We start from the raw sequence: 18,641 nt of genomic DNA on the forward strand, positions 1-18,641 counted from the left end.
CGAATGACTTGCAAACCGCAGGCACGATGCGGACCCGCCCGTCAGTCGGGGGCGCGCAGCGTCTCGACGGTCACGGTGATCTGCACCTGTTTGCGGGACGGCAGCAGATCGAGCTGGGTCGTCAGCCGGGGATCGAAAAAGTCCTTCAGCATCGGCGGGCGCGCCGAGTTGAACAGCGCATCGAAGTCCTCGATCAGCGATGAACTACCTGCAAATGCCAGTTCCTCCGGGTGTGCGACGGCCTGCACGATGCACGGGATGCGCGTCACACCTGCGCGGCGCAGCGCATAGGCGCGGTGATAACCGTTATTGAGCACGAGGCGGCCGCCGAACCGTACGACATTCAGGTGCGGCACGCCGAAACCGACCGGAATTGTCACGCCACCTCGCGCCGGGCCATCCGATGTGATCACGGAGCGCGCGATCTCCTCGTCGAGCAGCCGGGCGTGGAAGGCGCGAAGGTCCGCCAGTTCCGACTGGAAGACGAACTTGCCTTCAGCCACCTGCAAGGCCCGCAACGCAGGCGGCTGCATCGACCTCGGAAAGCAGATCTCGAATACCGCCTCGTCGCGCGACGTCGTCTCGCCAAGCGCGCGCTCAAAGCTCGCTGCATGCGCCAGCGAGACATGCTGCTGGCACACCACCAGGCGGTCGAGTTCGACGAGGCCGAAGCCGACCGGAAGGCGCGAAAAGGCGTGCCCGGCGCCGACGTCGGCAGTGATCTCGCCGATCCGGCTCGCCAGGCTCGCTGGCAGCGCCTCGATCACCGCGCCATCGGCAGCGCCGGCCTCGGTCTGCTCCAGCTCCCGGTACCGAGCCGCGGCAGCCCGCCACTGGTCAATCAACGCGGCCTCGTCGGCTGCGCCGCCTGCCGTGCGCTGGGTGACGCGCGCGACAAACCCGGTCAGTGGCGACACGCCGAGCAGATGTATCTCCGGTTGGGGCGACCCGTGTGTCGGATCACTGAGTCTTGCGGCAGTCGGCATGTGTTTTTGGTCCGGATGGTGCGTAGCGGGTGGATTGGACACCAGCAATTGGCGACATCGGTCCCACCGCCAAGGTCGCATTCACTAAGCGGGAGACATGTGTATCGAAACGTGTCATTTCGCACGAAAATTTTCCCATTTTCCTACGGCACAAATGGTTGCATTTCGCTTAACCTTGCCCCGCCCGGGCCGGCGTGCGCCCATTACCAGAAGGAGTCCATCCCATGCGTGTTCTGACACTTGAGGAAGTCGATGCGGTATCGGGGGCGAAGTTTTCGTTCTCCTTTTCAAAGAAATACCAGATGAAGTCTTCCACCAGCAGCGGCAGCGGCAGTGGTGGCAGCAAGACCAAGACGTCGGTCAAGAAGTCATGCAAGATCAAGCTGAAGAGCGACACGCCGGTCGATCCGACGCCGTTCCTCGCTGCATGCGGCTGCGGCACGCCGATGATCAGCTGATTCGTCTGCCAATGGGTCCCCGGCGCGACCTGCGGGGACCCCCTTGCCGCAGTGACGCCCTGACGTGACAGCGGCAGGGCCACTGGTTCAGTCCATTTCCGCACCCCGGTCGCGCCGCCTGCGCAAATCAAAAGCTGTGACGGCTCGAGAATGCTTCCCGCGCACCGATAGTATCTGCACATGAAGGATTCCCGACCGCAGCCGACCTCCCGAACCGCCCCCGCGGTGGCCGGCGGCTGCTCAGCGCAGTGAACGATCCGCACCGCGATGCGGCCATCGACGAGCGGTTTCGAGCTTCAGCCGATCCGCAACCCGGGCCACCGGTCGCCGGGAACAACACCAACGTGCCGTCACTCGCGGCCGATACACCGCCGCCGGCCCCTCTGACCGAACGGGACGCGCCCGACCAGCCGCTGTTCCGCCTCGAAGCCCTCGAAGCACGGCGTACGCAGTACCTGGGGCCGGTACTGTTGCTGCCGCATCGCTCGCACACGCTGTTTGCGCTGCTGGCGCTTGCCGCGGTCGCCGGTCTGTTCGCCCTGCTCTTTTTCGGCGAGTACACGCGCAAGGCGCAATTGAATGGCTGGCTGGTGCCCGAGCGCGGTCTCGTGCAGGTCTATGCGCCGCAGGGCGGTGTCATCACGAAGCTGGAAGTTTCCGAAGGCGCGACGGTGCGCGAGGGCGACCCGCTGTTCGTGATCTCGGCCGAGCGTCGCAGCACGGCGATCGGCGGCGGCACCGAAGCCGAGATCGCCCGCCTGCTCGGGCTGCGGCGCGACAGCCTGGAAAGCGAACTGCAGCAGCAGCAGCAATTGCTCGCGCAGCAACGGGCGGGCCTCGCACGCCGGCTGGCGGCGATCCGCAACGAAATCTCCCAGTTCGACAGCGAGATCGCGGTGCAGGAGGCGCGCCGTGACCTGGCGATCACCGCGACCGAGCGGATGCGCGGGCTGCAGCGGCAGGGATTTGCCTCGCAGATGCAGTTGCAGAAGGAGGAGGAAAACGAACTCGACCAGCGCGCCCGACTGCGTGCGCTGCAGCGCACGCGCGCCGAGCGTCAGCGCGAACTGGCCGCGCTGCAGGCCGAATACGACGACCTGCCGCTGCGCGCCAAGTCGCAGGCCTCCGCGGTCGAGCGCAGCATCTCCGAACTGGAACAGGAAGCGGCGGTCTCCGAGTCGCGGCGCACCGTCGTCGTCACCGCACCGCAAAGCGGCACGGTGACGGCATTGCTGGCCAACATCGGCGCCAATGCGAGCACCGCAACGCCGCTGGCGAGCATCGTTCCGGAGGGTTCGAAGCTCGAGGCCCACCTGTATACGCCGAGCCGCTCGATCGGCTTCATCCAGCCTGGCCAGCAGGTGCTGCTGCGCTATCAGGCCTTTCCATATCAGAAGTTCGGCCACCACACCGGCACCGTCGTCGCGGTCTCGACCTCCGCGTTGTCGCCATCCGAATTGCCGGTTCAGCAGGCCGGGCTGACGAGCCTGGTCGGTACCGGCGAACCGGTCTACCGCATCACGGTCGCGATCGACCAGCAGCAGATCGTGGCTTACGGTGAGCCGCGCGCGCTGCAACCGGGCATGCAGCTGCAGTCGGACATATTGCTCGAACGCCGCAAGCTGTACGAGTGGCTGCTCGAGCCGCTGTACACGCTGACAGGAAAATTGTGATGAGCGAACTGCTCGGCAGGGTCAATTTCGGTTTCGGATCGCGGCTGCCGGTGGTGCTGCAGACCGAAGCCTCCGAATGCGGATTGGCATGCATGGCGATGATCAGCGGCTTTCATCGCGGCAATGCCGATCTCGCGTCGCTGAGGCGCAGCTTCGGGCTTTCGATCAAGGGCGTGCGGCTGTCGGACCTGACGCGGATTGCCGATCTGATGGGATTCGCAACGCGCCCGTTGCGCCTCGAACTCGACGAGCTCGACCAGCTGCAACTGCCGTGCATCCTGCACTGGGATCTGAACCACTTCGTCGTGCTGCGCGAGGTGCACCTGAACGACATCGTGATCCACGACCCGGCGATCGGCGTGCGCCGCATTCCGATGCGCGCGGTTTCCGAGCACTTCTCGGGCGTCGCGCTCGAACTGACGCCAACCCATACCTTCAGGCCGAAGGCCGCACCGCCGCGCCTGCGGCTGATCGACGCGATCGGTCCGATCGTCGGATTGCGCAGCGCCCTCGGCAAGTTGTTCGCAATGGCGCTTGCGCTCGAAGCCTTCTTCCTGCTGCAGCCGTTCTTCATCCAGCTGGTGGTCGACAACGCCCTGGTCAGCGCCGACCGCGATCTGCTGCTGACGCTGGCGATCGCGTTCGCCTTCCTGATGTTGTTGCAGGTCTCGTTCACGGCAATGCGCGGCTGGATGGTGATGGTGCTGGGCGCATCGCTGAAGGTGCAGGGCAGCGGCAGCCTGTTCACCCACCTGCAGAAGTTGCCGTCGGCTTTTTTCGAGGCGAGGCACCTTGGCGACATCGTCTCGCGCTTCGGTTCGATGGAGACGATCCAGCGCGCGCTGACGCTCAGTCTCGTCGAGGCGCTGCTCGACGGCCTGTTCGCGATCGCCACGCTGGCGATCATGTACCTGCTGAGCCCGATGCTCGCGACGATGGTGCTTCTCGCGGCGGTGCTCTACGGGCTGATCCGCTGGGCCTTCTACACGCCGCTTCGCGAGGCCTCGCTCGAGACCATCGTCTGGGACGCTCGCGCCGACTCGCACTTTCTGGAAAGCATGCGTGCAATCCGCACGATCAAATTGATGGTCGGCCAGAATTCCCGGCGCGCACAGTGGCTGAACCTGCTCGTCGAGACCGTCAACCGCGACCTTGTGGCGCAAAAGCTGCGCCTGTTGTTCCGCGCAGCCAACGGGCTGCTGATCGGCAGCCTGATGATTCTGGTCGTCTGGCGCGCATCCGTGCTGGTGCTCGACAACGTCTTCTCGGTGGGCATGATGCTCGCCTTCCTTGCCTACCAGGGCCAATTCGTATCCCGGATCAGCGCGCTGATCGATACCGTGGTCGACCTGCGGATGCTGCGCTTGCACAGCGAGCGGCTGGCCGACATCGTGCTGACGCCACCGGAAGATACGAGCGCACGCCGTGACGCATCCACGCTCGAGCCATCGATCGAATTGCGCGGCCTGCGATTCCGCTACGGCGAGCAGGAGCCGTGGGTGCTCGACGGCATCGATCTCAGGATCGAGCCGCAGGAGTCGGTGGCCATCGTCGGCGCGTCGGGTTGCGGCAAGACCACGCTGCTGAAGATCCTGTCGAGTCTGCTGCAACCGACCTCGGGCGAGGTCCTGATCGGCGGCGAGCCGTTGACCCACATCGGCGCCGATGCCTATCGATCGATCATCGGCGTCGTGATGCAGGACGACCAGTTGCTCGCCGGATCGATCGCCGACAACATCTGCTTCTTCTCCGATCGGCCCGACCGCGAGCGCATCATCGCCTGTGCCCGGATGGCCGCGATCGATGGCGACATCAGGGCGATGCCAATGGGTTACGAGACGCTGATCGGCGACATGGGATCGTCGGTGTCCGGCGGGCAGAAGCAGCGCATCCTGCTCGCGCGGGCGCTGTATCTGCAGCCGCGAATCCTGCTGCTCGACGAGGCGACGAGCCATCTCGACGTGGCGCTGGAGCGCCAGGTCAACGAGGCCTTGTCGCAGATGCCGATCACGCGGATCGTCATCGCACATCGGCCGGAGACGATCCGTTCGGCCGAACGGATCATCACCCTCGAAAACGGCCGCATCGTCGGTGACAGCCGCCGCAGCCCCGCCGACGAGCCAGGGCCGCAACGCCTCGAAGGCCAGGCGATGGCCGCGCTGGCGCCGATATCCGTTGACGGCGACGGCGGGCCGGGCTGGCAGGACACCCAGCCCTGATGCCGGCGCCGGCGGCAGCCCGCCTCAGCGGTTGCCGGGGTCCGGCAGCTCGATCTTCACCTCGAGCACCTCGAGGTCGTCCTGGCGCTCCAGGCTGACCTTGATGTCTTCGGCGTTGACCGCGACATATTTCGAGATCACCGCAACCAGTTCGCGCTGCAGCGCCGGCAGATAGTCGGGCTGGCCAGCGCGCGAACCGCTGCGCTCGTGCGCGAGGATGATCTGCAGCCGATCCTTCGCGATACTGGCCGACTTCTTCTTCTCACCAAGCAGGAATGAAAGCAGCGACATCCGCTTACCTCCCGCCGAACATGCGCTTGAAGAAGCCGGTCCTGACTGGCTCCGTAAAACGCATCGGCTTGTCTTCGCCGAGAAAACGCGAGACGACGTCCTTGTAGGCCTCGGACACGTCGGTGCCGTCCTGGTGGATCGCCGGCACGCCGTGGTTCGACGCCTGCAGCACCGTTTCCGACTCCGGAATCACGCCGATCAGCGGTATGCGCAGGATTTCCTGGATGTCCGACAGCGACAGCATGTGCCCGTCCTCGACCCGGCCCGGGTTGTAGCGGGTGATCAGCAGGTGCTCCTTGATCGGCTCCTCGCGGTTGATCGCACGGCGCGTCTTCGACGCCAGCATGCCGAGGATGCGGTCCGAGTCGCGCACGCTGGAGACTTCCGGATTCGTCACGACCAGTGCCTCGTCGGCGAAATGCATCGCCAGCAACGCGCCCGATTCGATGCCGGCCGGCGAGTCGCAGACGATATATTCGAAATCCATTGCCGCCAGGTCGTTCAGCACCTTCTCGACACCGTCCTTGGTCAACGCATCCTTGTCGCGCGTCTGCGAGGCCGGCAGCACGTACAGCTTGTCGACCTGCTTGTCCTTGATCAGCGTCTGGTTCAGGTTCGCTTCGCCATTGATCACGTTGATCAGATCGTAGACGACCCGCCGCTCGCAACCCATGATCAGGTCGAGGTTGCGCAGGCCGACATCGAAATCGATGACCGCGGTTTTTGCACCGCGCAGCGCCAGGCCGGATGCAAAACTGGCGCTGGTCGTGGTCTTGCCGACCCCTCCCTTGCCGGAAGTCACGACGATGATTCGAGCCATCTAGATAAGTCCTTTCAAAAATTGCGCAGCGTGCAGCCGCTCCGAGCGCCGCTGCCGACAGGCAAAGGCGAAGTCGGCGCTCACAGTTTCATTGCCTCGATGACCAGCTTGTCGTCGACGAGCCGGATCAGCGCCGGCTTGCCGCGCACCTCGGCGGGCAGCGGGTTCTCGGCGGTGCGGTAGGTACCCGCGATCGAGATCAGTTCGGCCTCGAGGCAGGTGGCATAGATTCGTGCATCGACATTGCCGCGCGCGCCGGCAATCGCCTTGCCGCGCAGCGGCGCATAGACGTGGATGCTGCCGTCGGCGATCAGTTCGGCGCCGAAATTGACGACCGACAACACGACCAGATCGCCGCCCTTCGCATAAACCTGCTGGCCCGAGCGCAGCGGCCGGTCGACGACCAGCGCCGGCACCGGCGTCGGCACTTCCTTGATCACCTCGCGGACGACCTCGCGGGCCGGCTCACGGCTGGCCGCCGGACGCGCCGCGGGACGACCGGATTCGGGCGCCACCGCTTCGGCGGAAGATTCGACGAGCCCGGCTTCCTGTGCCGCCTGATGCTGGGCCGCGCTGCCGCCGCGCACCGCGACCGGGTTCATCCGGTGCTCGCGAAGCAGCTCGATCAGCGCGGAAAAATCGATTTCAGGCGTGTCGACATCGCGCACCGCCGCGAGATCGATCAATACCGGATCGTGGCTGAAGAACTGCGGGGTATCGCCCAGGCGGCCTTGCAACGCGGAGCGCAATTCATCGAGGTCGGCGGTCTTCAGCACCAGCGCGACCAGCGACAGGCTTGCACTCTTGAAGTCAAAGATCGGCGGGGCACTCCCCTTGGGGGCAAGGGCCATGAGACGCTTCAGCGGTGAAAAGACGGATTCTACGTGGCCGCCCCGGCCGCGATCGTCGCGGCCCGGGCAAAAGCGGCGCAGCGCAGCGTCAGTTCAGCACCTCGATCAGCTCGACCTCGAACTGCAGCGTCGCATTCGGCGGGATCAGGCCGTTGCCGGCACCGCGCTCGCCGTAGGCGATCGCCGCCGGGCAGGTCAGCTTCGCCTTGCCACCCGGCTTCATCTTCTGCACGCCTTCGGTCCAGCACGGGATCACGCGGTTCAGCGGAAACTCCGCTGGCTGCCCGCGTTTGTGCGAACTGTCGAATTCCTTGCCGTCGAGCAGCGTGCCGCGGTAATGGACCTTGACCCGGTCCGTTGCGGTCGGGCTCTTGCCGGCGCCTTCCTTCAGGCTTTGATAAACCAGACCACTGCTGGTGGTGACCGGCGCGTTGGCCTGCGCAGCGGCCGCGATCGCGATCAGGCTGCCGAGCAGCAGCGCACCGCGCCACGCGGACCAGCTGCTGGCGCGGACGAACGGTGTCGGGATGGCGGCGGATTGAAGGCGCAAAAATGTCATCGTCGGCAGTCTGAAGAGGAATCGGGGCCGCGATCATGCCCGAATGCACCGGCCTCGCCAAGCGCGCCGCCAGCGGCGGCACTGCTAGAGTGCGGCTGTTGTCGCCGCGCCAGGAGTACCCATCAATACCGATCCAACGTCCGCTGCCCGCGCCGGCCAGCAGCCACCCGCCGACCAATCAGCGACAGGCTTCAGCCTTGCGATCGAGCAGGAACACATCGCCCGGGCAATGCGCCACGGCGCGCCGGCGCCAGTTGACGGGCAGTTGCCCGACCAGGTGCTGCAGAGTTATTGCGACGCATTGACCTCGCTGGCGCCGCGCATCGCGCTGGCGTGGATCTGGTTCGGCGAACCCGACGCCACCTTGGTGCAACCACAGATCGTCTCCGGCCGCGCTGCCGCCTACGCCCGCGATCTGCGCATCGAGCGCAACTGGCTGACGGCACGGGGCCCGGTCTTTCGCGCGATCGACGGCCGCCGTTCGCAGATCTTTCGGATCTCGCCGCAATCGGTCTGGCGGCCATGGCGCGAGGTGGCGCGCCAATACGGCATCAGCAGCGTGATCGCGTTGCAGCTGCAGTCGACCACCGACCAGCGGCGCGGCCTGCTGGTGCTTTATTCGGATACCGAACAGTATTTCGATTTTCTCGGCGCCAGCGTGTTCCGCTCGATGGCCGACCTGTTCAGCGTCGTGTTGTCGAAGCAGGCCCGCTGACGCTGCCGGCGCTCAGGCCGTGGCCGGGCTGGTGTCGAGAAAACTCTGTCGCGCGAACAGCTTGGTCGCCAGTTTGGCGAGGTTCGGATGCTCGGTGCGCCAATCGATCTGCGGAAAACGGAAATCGAGGTAACCAAGCGCGCAACCGACCGCGATATCGGCCAGCGACATGTGGATGCCGGTGCACCAGGGCTTTGCGGCAAGCCCGCGCGCCATCGCGGCAACCGCCGCATCGACCCGGCTCAGCTGCCGGTCGACCCAGGCCTGGCTGCGCTGGCCTTCGCTGCGGCCATTCCAGGTCTGCTCGAGCCGCGCCAGGATCGCCGCATCGAGCACACCGTCGGCGAGCGCTTCCCAGGTGCGCACCTCGGCGCGTTCGCGGCCCCGCTCGGGCATCAGCTTGCCGACCGGCGACAGCGTGTCGATATATTCGACGATCACCCTCGAGTCGAACAAGGCCTCGCCGCCTTCCATCACCAGGCACGGTACCTTGCCGAGCGGATTCGATTGCAGGATCGCATCGCTGCCCCAGACATCTTCGAGGACCAGCTCGAAATCCAGCTTCTTCTCGGCCATCACGATGCGCACCTTGCGCACATAAGGGCTGGTCAACGAACCAATCAGTTTCATGGGGTAGCCGGATATTGCATCTGGCGACGATTCTAGGGCCTCGACTCCGCTGCCGACTTCAGCGCTGCAGTGTCCAGTCGACCGTCGACGGACGACCCGGCAAATCGAGGCTCGCGGTGGCCGCCGGCGTGCGCGCGACGATGCGGCCGCGTCGCATCACCCACAGCCGGCTCGCGCGCAACCGGATCGCCTCGACCGGATCGCGCGCCTGCAGCAGCACCAGGTCTGCATCGCAGCCGACCGCAAGGCCGTGCCTGTCGAGCCCCATCAGCGCCGCCGCATTGGCGGTCACCGCATCGAAACAGCGCCGCATCTGCGCCTGCGAGGTCATCTGCGCGACATGCAGGCCCATCTGCGCGACCTCGAGCATGTCGGCGCTGCCCATCGAATACCACGGGTCCAACACGCAGTCATGGCCGAATCCGACATTGACGCCGGCGGCCATCAGCTCCGGCACGCGGGTCATGCCGCGGCGTTTCGGATAGGTGTCGTGGCGGCCCTGCAGCGTGATGTTGATCAGCGGGTTGGCGACGACATGGACACCGGCTTCGGCAATCAGCGGCAGCAGCTTCGACACATAGTAGTTGTCCATGCTGTGCATCGACGTCACATGCGAAGCCGTGACGCGGCCGTGCAGGCCGAGCCGCTGGGTGTGGAAGGCCAGCGTCTCGATGTGCCGCGACATCGGGTCGTCGGTTTCGTCGCAGTGCATGTCGACGCGCAGGCCGCGTTCGGCAGCCAGCTCGCACAGCAGCCGCACCGATTCGGCGCCTTCTGCCATCGTCCGCTCGAAATGCGGGATGCCGCCGACGACATCGACGCCCATGTCGAGCGCGCGCTGCAGATTGGCCAGCGCATTCGGCGAGCGCAACACGCCGTCCTGCGGAAAAGCGACCAGCTGCAGGTCGAGGTAGGGCGCCACCCGCTTGCGCACCTCGAGCAAGGCCTCGACCGCCAGCAGCCGGTCGTCGCAGACATCGACATGGCTGCGGATCGCCAGCAGCCCCTTGCCGACCGCCCAGTCGCAGTAGGCCATTGCGCGATCGACCAGCGCCTGCTGCGTCAGCTGCGGCTTCAGTTCGCCCCACAGGGCAATGCCCTCGAGCAATGTGCCGCTGTCGTTGACCCGCGGCAGTCCGAAACTGAGCGCCGCGTCGAGGTGGAAATGCGGATCGACGAACGAAGCGCTGAGCAGCCAGCCGCCGGCATCGACGCGGCTGCAGTCGGCCGGCGCCGCCAGTGACGGTCCGATGTCGGCGATCCGGCCGTCGACGACCAGCAGCTGCTGGCCGCTGCGCCCGTCGGGCAGCGTCGCGTTGTCGATCAGCAGCGACGGCATCACGGTGCGCTGCCGCCGGCTCAGCCGGCGGCGGCCTTCTTCGCCGCGCTTTTCTTCGCGGCCGGCCGCGCCGCACGCGGCTCGAATTCGAAGCCGACCTTGCCGTCCTTCTTGTCGTAGACGAGGAAGGCCTTGAATTTGCGCCGCGTCTTGTTCGAGACAAAATTCTCCAGCAGGTCGGTCTTGCCGGTCGTCAGCAGCTTGTGCATCTGCTCGCGGGTGATCGGCTGCTGCAGGATGATCTTGCCGCTCTTGAAGTCGCAGGTGGAGTTAGGGCCGGTCGACTTCTCGCAGACATAGCTGCTGCCATGCTCGAACACATGGCTCTGGCACTTCGGGCACGGGCCGACGCTTTGCTGCTCGGAAAAATCGACCGCCTCGTTCGATTCGGCCGCCTTCGCGTCCTCGCCGAAATCGAATTCGAGTTTCCAGTTCTTCAGCTCGTCGTCGAAGCTCAGTTTCAGCTCGGCGGTGAACGGCCAACCGGCCTTCGAACGGAAACCTTCGAGCGGACCGATCTTCTTGTCGGTCAGCAGCTTCTCGACCTCGTGCAGCTCGAAGCTGCGGCTGCCGGGGATCTTGCTGATCGAAAAACCGCAGCCTTCGCCGCCTTCGCTCTTGCCGCCGCAGGTGAAGCGGCGGTAGTTTTCCTTGACGACGCCGCCGCAGTTCGGGCACGGCGTCTTCAGCGTCGCATAGTCGCCCGGGATCGTGTCGCGGTCGTATTCCTTGGCCTTCGCGACGACGCGTTCGGTCATCGCGGCGATCTCGGCCATGAACTTTTCGCGGCTCAACCGCCCCTTCTCCATTTCGGCGAGCTGGTATTCCCAGTTGCCGGTCAGTTCGGGCTTGGTCAGTTCCTCGACCTGCAGGCCGCGCAGCAGCGTCATCAGCTGGAAGGCCTTCGCAGTCGGCACCAGTTCGCGCCCTTCGCGCAGCATGTATTTCTCGAAGATCAGCCCTTCGATCGTCTGCGCCCGCGTCGCTGGCGTGCCCAGGCCCTTCTCGGCCATCGCCTCGCGCAGTTCGTCGTCGTCGATCAGCTTGCCGGCGCCTTCCATTGCCGACAGCAGCGTCGCTTCGGTATAACGCGCCGGCGGCTTGGTTTTCAGCGCATTGACGTCGACGGTTTCGGTCAGCACCTGCTCGCCGGGCTTGACCGCCACCAGCGTCGCATCGTCCTGCTCGAGTTCACGGCCATAAACCGCCAGCCAGCCCGGCTTGACCATCACCTTGCCGTTGGTCTGGAACTTGTGTTCCTTGCCGGCCGCCTGCACCGTCGAGATGCGCGTCGTGACCATGAACTCGGCCGCTGGATAGAACACCGCGATGAAGCGCTTGACGACCATGTCGTACAGCTTGGCCTCGATCTCGCTGAGGCTTTTCGGCGGCTGCAGCGTCGGGATGATCGCGAAGTGGTCCGACACCTTCGCGTTGTCGAACACCTTCTTGTTCGGCTTCAGGTACGACTCCGAAATCGCCTTTGCCGCATGCGGCGCGAGCGCGCGCAGCGGGCCCGGCATGTCTTCCTCGGCAATCATCCCCATCGTCTGCTTGACGACCGCCAGATAGTCCTCCGGCAGATGCCGGCTGTCGGTCCGCGGGTAGGTCAGCACCTTGTGTTTTTCGTACAAGGCCTGCGCCAGGCTCAGCGTGGTCTTGGCCGAGAAGCCGAAACGCGAGTTGGCCTCGCGCTGCAGCGTCGTCAGGTCGTACAGCCCCGGCGAATTCTGGCTGCTCGGCTTGGCTTCCTCGCTGACACTGGCCGGCTGGCCGCGCACCGCGTCGGCGACCGCCTGTGCATCGGCCTCGTTCCAGATCCGGTCGGCGCGTTGCTCCGGATCATCCGGATTCTTTTTCCACGCCGGATCGAACCACTTGCCTTCGTACTCGCCGGCCTCGGCGGCAAAACCCGCCTTGATCTCCCAGTACGGCCGGGCAACGTGCTTGCGGATCTTCTCCTCGCGCTCGACGACGATCGACAGTGTCGGCGTCTGCACCCGGCCGACGGTGGTCAGGAAGAAGCCGCCATCGCGCGAGTTGAACGCCGTCATCGCACGGGTGCCGTTGATGCCAACCAGCCAGTCGGCCTCGCTGCGGCTGCGGGCGGCGTCCGACAGGCCCTGCAGTTCCTGGTCGCTGCGCAACTGGGCAAAACCGTCGCGGATCGCCTGCGGCGTCATGCTCTGCAGCCACAGCCGGCGGATCGGCTTGTCGATGCCCTTCTTCGCACCACCCGCGTACTGCACGATCAGCCGGAAGATCAGTTCGCCTTCGCGTCCGGCGTCGCAGGCATTGATCAGTTCGGTCACGTCCTTGCGCTTGACCAGCCTGACCACCGCATTCAGGCGCGTCTTCGCCTTGTCGATCGGCGCCAGATCGAAATGCGGCGGGATCACCGGCAGGTGGTTGAAGCTCCATTTGCCGCGCTTGACGTCGTATTCCTCGGGCGCCTTGATCTCGACCAGGTGGCCGACCGCACTGGTCACCAGATAGGTCTCGTTCTCGAAATAGTCATCGTGTTTCTCGAACTTGCCCACCTGCGGCGTCAGCGCGCGCACGATGTCCTGGGCCACGCTGGGCTTTTCCGCAATGATCAGTGTCTTGCTCATGTTCAGCTTGTTGTCATCCTGGTGTCTATCCCGAACCTCGATGGATGCCACCAACGATACAGGTCCATACAATCCGTCTTCTCGCGCGAGCGCACGTGCACGCGCGCGCCCACCAATTCAATGTAACCAAAGATCACGATGAAGCAAGCGGCGGCTCGGGGCAGGTCTGGCGGCAGTCAGCAGCGGCGCATACAGATGCGCCGCAGCGCGGTTCACGGGAAGGGGGTCTATGCGCTGACGTCGTTCGAGCCCGAGCAGCGCGTGATCGAATATGTTGGTGAGGTGATCAGTTGGAAGGAGGCGCTGCGCCGCCATCCGCATGATCCGCAAGACCCGAACCATACCTTCTATTTCCACATCGACGATTCGAAGGTCATCGATGGCGGCGTCGGCGGCAATCTGTCGCGCTGGATCAACCATGGTTGCGACCCGAACTGCGATACCGAAGTCGTCGATGGCCGCGTCTTCGTGAAGGCGGTGCGTCCGATCGAGGCCGGCGAGGAGTTGTTCTACGATTACAACCTGGTGATCGACGAACGACACACACCTTCGCTGAAGAAGCAGTTCGCCTGCCGTTGCGGAGCCGCGAGCTGCCGCGGTACGATGCTCGCACCGAAACGCCCGAGCCGGAAGAATGGCAAGAATGGCCATGGCTGATACCCGGCTGCAGTGGGGTGCGGAAGCGCTGTGGGAACAGCTGCACAGCCTGCTGCCCGGCCTCAGCGTCGAGATCGCCGCCAGCCTGCCGTCGACCAACAGCACGCTGCTCGAACGTGCCCGGGTCGGCTCGGCAGTGAGCGATCCGACCGCCGGGCCGACGCCTGCGGCGGTCAGGCGCAGCGTCGAAAGCAGCGCCTTCGGCCGCCGCGCGGCCGACTGGCAGCCGTGCCTGCTGGTGGCCGAGGAGCAGACCGCCGGGCGAGGCCGCATGGGCCGCGACTGGTATTCCGAGCCGCTCGCATCGCTGACCTTCTCGCTCGCGATTCCGCTGGCGCCGCGAGACTGGTCGGGGCTTTCGCTGGCGATCGGCGTGATGCTCGCCAACGCGCTCGATCCGCCGACCGCAGGCGGCAAGCAACGCATCGGCATCAAATGGCCGAACGATCTCTGGCTGATCGATCCGGCCGGCCATGCCGGGGTCGGCCGCAAGCTTGGCGGCATCCTGATCGAAACCGTCTCCAGCGGCTCGAAACGGCTGGCAGTGATCGGCATCGGCCTCAATGTGACAAAGCCGTCGCCGGTGCACACGATCCCGGGCAGCAGCGGTTTTGCCTGCGTCAGCGAAATCGAGCCGTCGCTCGATGCGCCGCAGGCTTTGGCCAGGGTCGCACTGCCGCTGGTCGAAGGCCTGCTGGTCTTCGAGAAAGCCGGTTATGCCGCATTTGCCGAGCGCTTCGCCGCGCGTGACCTGCTGCTCGATCGCCCGGTCGTGACGACCCGCGACGATGTGCCGCACGGCACCGCCCGCGGCGTTGCTGCCGACGGCAGCCTGTTCGTCGACACCGACAGCGGCCGCATCCAGTTGCACAGTGGCGAGGTCAGCGTGCGGCCGCGGCCGCGGCCGACACCGGCAGGGCCGGCATGTTGAGGCTCGTCGCGCTGGCGCTGCTGCTGGCCAATCTGCTGTATTTCACGTGGACACTCGGCTGGCTCGATGCGGTGGTCGGCGTGCCGGCACGCGGTGACCGCGAACCGCAACGGATGCAGCGCCAACTGAATCCGGAGATCGTGCAACTGACGCCGGTCGATGCAGGCGCCGCCGCCGGCACGGTGACCGCGGCGATGCCGCCGCCTGCCGCGCCAGCCGCATCCGAGGTGGTCGCCGCGGCGTCGAAGCCGGCCAGTGCCGCGCCGGCGCTGCAGGTCGCCGCAGCGGCGTCGACGCCGCCTTCGGCATCGGCAGCTGCGACCAAGGCAGCTTCGGCAGCGGCACGCGCATCGGCTCCGGCTCCGGCTCCCGCTCTCGCCCAGGCATCGGCGCCGTCGCCAGCGTCCGCGCCGGCAAAGGCGGAGGCAGCGGCCAGCGCGGTGCCGGCCGTCAAGCTCGCCTGCGTCGAGGCCGGGCCGTTCGACGCCACCGCGCTCGCTGCAGCAGAAACCGCGTTGCGCTCAGCATCGCTGCCGCCAGCCAGCTGGGCGCAACGGCGCGTCAGCGGCAATGGCGAATGGATGATCTACATGGGGCCCTACCCGGACGACGCGTGGATCGAGCGCAAGAAAGCCGAACTGTCGCGCATTCGCGGCGGGTTGGACTACAACGTTGTCGGGCCGACGTCGCAATACGGCCGCGGCATCTCGCTCGGCCGCTTCGGATCGCAGGCCGAGGCCGACAAACGCCTCGACGAACTGCGCCCGCGCGGCATCCGCACCGCGCGCGTGATCCAGTCGGGCGAAGGTCCGGCCAAGACCGCCTTGCGTTTTGCGAAGGCCGATCCGGCGCTGCTCGAACGGCTGGCTGCCGTCCAGTGGCCTGAGGGCCAGAACGGTCTGACCCCCTGCGCGGCGACGCGCTGAGCGCGCCGACCGCTGGCGTCAGGCGGTACGCGGGCGGCGTGTCCTGCCGAGCGCAACAACGGCCGCGAGCAGACCGAGCAGCCATGGCCAGCCGAGCGCACCGCCACCGCCGCCACCGGATGGCGCAGGCGTCGGCGTCGGTGTCGGTGTCGGTATCGGGGCAGACGGCGTCGGCGCCAGACCTGCCGCAGCCCTGACCGCCGCCGACGCATCGAGCATGCCGGCGCCGCAGGTGGTTGTTGTGCAATAACACTGCAACTGGTCGATCGGCTTGCCGCTGCTGTCGGTTCCTGGCGGCTGGCATTGCGGCACGACGCTGCCGTCGCCGTTGTCGCCGCCGGTGGTCGGGAACGGCCGTGCACTCTGCTGCAGCAGCAGGCGGATCTCGGCCGGCGTCGATGCCGGCCGCACCGACAACATCAGCGCCGCAGTGCCCGAAACCATCGGCGCAGCAAAACTGGTGCCTACCGTGATCTGGAAACTGTCCGAAAACGCCGAGCTGCCGGCGACCGGCACGGTCGTGCCTGCATTGCGTGCGGTCAGGATCGGAAAGCGGCAGGCCGCGCCCGGGCTGATGTCGACGCAGTTGCCACCCGGCGCGCTGAGCGCGATCTCCGGGCCGAGGTCGGAAAAGCCGACCTTGGTGCCGACATGCCGGGTCGCCGCAACACCGATCGCGCCCGGGCAGTTGGCCGGCTCGCTGACCGCATGCCCGGCCGAATTGCCGGCCGACGCAATGACGATGCTGCCCTGCGCATTGACCTCGGCGATCGTGCTGCTGTACAGCGACGAGCAGCTGCCTTCGGCGCCAAGGCTCAGGTTGATGATGCGCGCCGGCGTCGGATTGGGTGGTACACCGGGCACCGCAAGACCGGCAGCCCAGCGCATCGCCGCGAGGATGTCGGAATCGAAGCCGCCGCACTTGCCGAGCACGCGGATCGGCAAGACCCGGACATTGCGGCCGATGCTGGCCATGCCGAAGCCGTTGTCGGTGGCCGCGCCGATCAGTGCAATCACCTCGGTGCCATGCCAGCTGCTGTTGCTGACGCCGCAATTGGCAAACGGCCCGCCGGAATTTTCAGCGGCGGTGATCCAGTCACCCGGGTCGGTCGGGTCTGCATCGCGGCCGTCGCCGTCGTTGCCGGTGGCCGCATCGCTGATGAAGTCGTATCCCGACAGGATGTTGCCGCCGACCGCAACCGGCCGCAGGTCGGCATGGTCGAAGCGAATGCCGGTATCGAGCACCGCAACGACGACATTGCTGCTGCCGAGCGTGACGTCCCAGGCCGACTCGGCATTGATCGCCGCCGGTGTCGTCGCGGTTGGCGGACGCAGATACCACTGCCCTGCCGCCGGCCCGTTGACGCCGCCGGCAAGGTACAGCGGATCGTTCGGAATCGCCAACGCGCGACGCCGGCGGTCGACCACCGCCAGTTCGACGTCGGGCTGGCTGGCCAGCCGCGCCGCCAGCGCCGCCGAATCGATGCCGCTGGCATGGATCACCTGGCTGCGCTCGCCGATGCTGCCGCCGGCGCGCAACGCCAGGCCGAGCCGTTGTGCCATCAGCTGGGCGCGCTCCGGCGCCGCATCGCCGCTGGCCGACAAGGCGCGCATCCGGGTCAATGCCGAATCGGCCTTGAAGCGGACGATCACCCGCGCGTTGTCGCTGGCCGCGGCATGCGCCGGCAGCAGCGGCACGGCAACTACGGTGAGCAGCGCGGCAGCGAGAGAATGACGGGTGAGCGACCCGAGGCGACTGGCATGCTTGAGCAAGGACATCGACCAACCCGTGCAGGAAGTGGGCATCGAACGCGCGGGGCCCGGCACCTGGACCGGCCTGCGTTCGATTGATCGCGCAGTGTAGGCGCTCCGCCAACCGGCCGGTCCGGGCGCAAGGCATGAAAAAGCGCCCCTCGGGGCGCCTTGTTCCGCGGTTGCAAGCGCTTATTTGGCGCCCATCAGCGCCACCGTCGTATCGAGCATGCGGTTGCTGAAACCCCACTCGTTGTCGTACCAGCTGCTGACCTTGACCAGCCGGCCGCTGACCTTGGTCAGCGTCGCGTCGAATACGCTCGACGCCGGGTTGTGGTTGAAGTCGACGCTGACCAGCGGGCCGTCGCTGTATTCGAGGATGCCCTTCAGCGCGCCGTCGGCGGAGGCCTTCTTCATGATCTGGTTGACTTCGTCGACCGTCGTGTCGCGCGCCGCGATGAAGCTCAGGTCGACGATCGAGACGTTGATCGTCGGCACCCGCATCGCATAACCGTCGAGGCGGCCGTTCAGCTCGGGCATCACCAGGCCGACCGCCGATGCGGCGCCGGTCTTGGTCGGGATCATGCTCGAGGTCGCGCTGCGCGCACGGCGCAGGTCCTCGTGGTAGACGTCGGTCAGCACCTGGTCGTTGGTGTACGAGTGGATCGTCGTCATCAGGCCGGTCTCGAGGCCGATCGCCTTGTGCAGCGGCTGCACCAGCGGCGCCAGGCAGTTGGTCGTGCACGAGGCATTGCTGATCACGGTATCGGCCGCCTTCAGCACGCCGTGGTTGACGCCGTAGACGATCGTCGCATCGACATCCTTGCCGCCCGGCGCCGAGATGATCACCTTCTTCGCGCCGCCCTGCAGGTGGGCCGATGCCTTTTCCTTGCTGGTGAAGAAGCCGGTGCACTCGAGCACGACGTCGACGCCGAGGTCCTTCCACGGCAGCTCGGCCGGGTTGCGGATCGCCAGCACGCGGATCTTGTCGCCATTGACGACCATGTGGTCACCGTCGACCGAGACGCTGCCGGGGAACGGTCCGTGCGCGGTGTCGTATTTGGTCAGGTGGGCATTGGTCTCGGGTTTGCCGAGGTCGTTGATCGCGACGATCTCGATGTCGTGTTTTTTCCCGCCCTCGTAGTGGGCACGCAGGACGTTGCGGCCGATGCGGCCATAACCGTTGATGGCGACTTTGATGGTCATGTTGGCTTCCTTGGTT

17 protein-coding genes are annotated in these 18,641 nt (G+C 66.1%); 7 read left to right on the forward strand and 10 right to left on the reverse strand.

The window, feature by feature from the left end; translation table 11 throughout:
• Positions 1-41 precede the first annotated feature (41 nt).
• Positions 42-917, reverse strand: coding sequence for a hypothetical protein (locus ACNH6H_RS07420; RefSeq protein ID WP_418316851.1), 876 nt, complete (start codon positions 915-917; stop codon positions 42-44).
• 293 nt (positions 918-1,210) lie between these two features.
• Here ACNH6H_RS07420 and ACNH6H_RS07425 point away from each other — a divergent pair, with 293 nt between their 5' ends.
• From ACNH6H_RS07425 to ACNH6H_RS07435, 3 genes are all read left to right on the forward strand, one after another.
• Positions 1,211-1,444 carry a hypothetical protein gene (locus ACNH6H_RS07425; protein WP_418316852.1) on the forward strand — a complete coding sequence of 78 codons (234 nt, stop codon included), beginning with the start codon at positions 1,211-1,213 and terminating at the stop codon, positions 1,442-1,444.
• Between the two features lie 248 nt (positions 1,445-1,692).
• Positions 1,693-3,117 (forward strand): HlyD family secretion protein, encoded by a 1,425-nt coding sequence (locus ACNH6H_RS07430; RefSeq protein WP_418316853.1) that lies wholly within the window; start codon positions 1,693-1,695, stop codon positions 3,115-3,117.
• Positions 3,117-5,336, forward strand: coding sequence for a peptidase domain-containing ABC transporter (locus ACNH6H_RS07435; RefSeq protein WP_418316854.1), 2,220 nt, complete (start codon positions 3,117-3,119; stop codon positions 5,334-5,336). Before ACNH6H_RS07430 ends, ACNH6H_RS07435 begins: the two co-directional genes overlap by 1 nt.
• A gap of 24 nt (positions 5,337-5,360) precedes the next feature.
• Here the strand turns inward: ACNH6H_RS07435 and minE are convergent, their stop codons facing one another.
• From minE to ACNH6H_RS07455, 4 genes are all read right to left on the reverse strand, one after another.
• On the reverse strand, positions 5,361-5,627 hold the full coding sequence (minE, locus tag ACNH6H_RS07440; protein WP_418316855.1) for a cell division topological specificity factor MinE: 267 nt from the start codon (positions 5,625-5,627) through the stop codon (positions 5,361-5,363).
• Positions 5,628-5,631: 4 nt separating this feature from the next.
• The gene (gene minD, locus ACNH6H_RS07445) at positions 5,632-6,447 is read right to left on the reverse strand and encodes a septum site-determining protein MinD (RefSeq protein WP_418316856.1); all 816 of its coding nucleotides are present in this window, start codon (positions 6,445-6,447) and stop codon (positions 5,632-5,634) included.
• Between the two features lie 80 nt (positions 6,448-6,527).
• Positions 6,528-7,298, reverse strand: a complete 771-nt coding sequence (gene minC, locus ACNH6H_RS07450; protein WP_418316857.1) for a septum site-determining protein MinC — start codon at positions 7,296-7,298, stop codon at positions 6,528-6,530.
• Positions 7,299-7,386: 88 nt separating this feature from the next.
• Positions 7,387-7,857 carry an FKBP-type peptidyl-prolyl cis-trans isomerase gene (locus ACNH6H_RS07455; RefSeq protein ID WP_418316858.1) on the reverse strand — a complete coding sequence of 157 codons (471 nt, stop codon included), beginning with the start codon at positions 7,855-7,857 and terminating at the stop codon, positions 7,387-7,389.
• A 229-nt stretch (positions 7,858-8,086) separates the two neighbouring features.
• Here ACNH6H_RS07455 and ACNH6H_RS07460 point away from each other — a divergent pair, with 229 nt between their 5' ends.
• Complete coding sequence (locus ACNH6H_RS07460; protein ID WP_418316859.1) at positions 8,087-8,572, forward strand: GAF domain-containing protein; 486 nt, start codon at positions 8,087-8,089, stop codon at positions 8,570-8,572.
• A gap of 12 nt (positions 8,573-8,584) precedes the next feature.
• Here ACNH6H_RS07460 and ACNH6H_RS07465 read toward each other — a convergent pair whose 3' ends face one another.
• From ACNH6H_RS07465 to ACNH6H_RS07475, 3 genes are read right to left on the reverse strand one after another with little or no spacing between them, the layout of a single operon-like run.
• Positions 8,585-9,202: a glutathione S-transferase N-terminal domain-containing protein gene (locus ACNH6H_RS07465; RefSeq protein ID WP_418316860.1), complete on the reverse strand. Its 618-nt coding sequence runs from the start codon at positions 9,200-9,202 to the stop codon at positions 8,585-8,587.
• A gap of 58 nt (positions 9,203-9,260) precedes the next feature.
• The gene (locus tag ACNH6H_RS07470; RefSeq protein ID WP_418316861.1) at positions 9,261-10,541 is read right to left on the reverse strand and encodes an amidohydrolase family protein; all 1,281 of its coding nucleotides are present in this window, start codon (positions 10,539-10,541) and stop codon (positions 9,261-9,263) included.
• A gap of 20 nt (positions 10,542-10,561) precedes the next feature.
• Positions 10,562-13,153 (reverse strand): DNA topoisomerase III, encoded by a 2,592-nt coding sequence (locus ACNH6H_RS07475; protein WP_418316862.1) that lies wholly within the window; start codon positions 13,151-13,153, stop codon positions 10,562-10,564.
• Positions 13,154-13,348: 195 nt separating this feature from the next.
• Between ACNH6H_RS07475 and ACNH6H_RS07480 the strand changes: the two genes are divergently transcribed.
• From ACNH6H_RS07480 to ACNH6H_RS07490, 3 genes are read left to right on the forward strand one after another with little or no spacing between them, the layout of a single operon-like run.
• Positions 13,349-13,810, forward strand: coding sequence for an SET domain-containing protein (locus tag ACNH6H_RS07480; RefSeq protein ID WP_418316863.1), 462 nt, complete (start codon positions 13,349-13,351; stop codon positions 13,808-13,810).
• On the forward strand, positions 13,797-14,741 hold the full coding sequence (locus ACNH6H_RS07485; RefSeq protein WP_418316864.1) for a biotin--[acetyl-CoA-carboxylase] ligase: 945 nt from the start codon (positions 13,797-13,799) through the stop codon (positions 14,739-14,741). The genes ACNH6H_RS07480 and ACNH6H_RS07485 overlap by 14 nt, the downstream gene beginning before the upstream one ends.
• The gene (locus tag ACNH6H_RS07490; RefSeq protein WP_418316865.1) at positions 14,735-15,667 is read left to right on the forward strand and encodes a hypothetical protein; all 933 of its coding nucleotides are present in this window, start codon (positions 14,735-14,737) and stop codon (positions 15,665-15,667) included. Before ACNH6H_RS07485 ends, ACNH6H_RS07490 begins: the two co-directional genes overlap by 7 nt.
• A gap of 18 nt (positions 15,668-15,685) precedes the next feature.
• Here the strand turns inward: ACNH6H_RS07490 and ACNH6H_RS07495 are convergent, their stop codons facing one another.
• Complete coding sequence (locus tag ACNH6H_RS07495) at positions 15,686-17,446, reverse strand: S8 family peptidase (protein ID WP_418316866.1); 1,761 nt, start codon at positions 17,444-17,446, stop codon at positions 15,686-15,688.
• A 165-nt stretch (positions 17,447-17,611) separates the two neighbouring features.
• The gene (gene gap, locus ACNH6H_RS07500; RefSeq protein ID WP_418316867.1) at positions 17,612-18,625 is read right to left on the reverse strand and encodes a type I glyceraldehyde-3-phosphate dehydrogenase; all 1,014 of its coding nucleotides are present in this window, start codon (positions 18,623-18,625) and stop codon (positions 17,612-17,614) included.
• Between the last annotated feature and the right edge of the window lie 16 nt (positions 18,626-18,641).

Source organism: Pseudideonella sakaiensis, from assembly GCF_048320135.1.
In the GTDB taxonomy this organism is placed as follows: Bacteria; Pseudomonadota; Gammaproteobacteria; order Burkholderiales; family Burkholderiaceae_C; genus Ideonella_A; species Ideonella_A sakaiensis_A.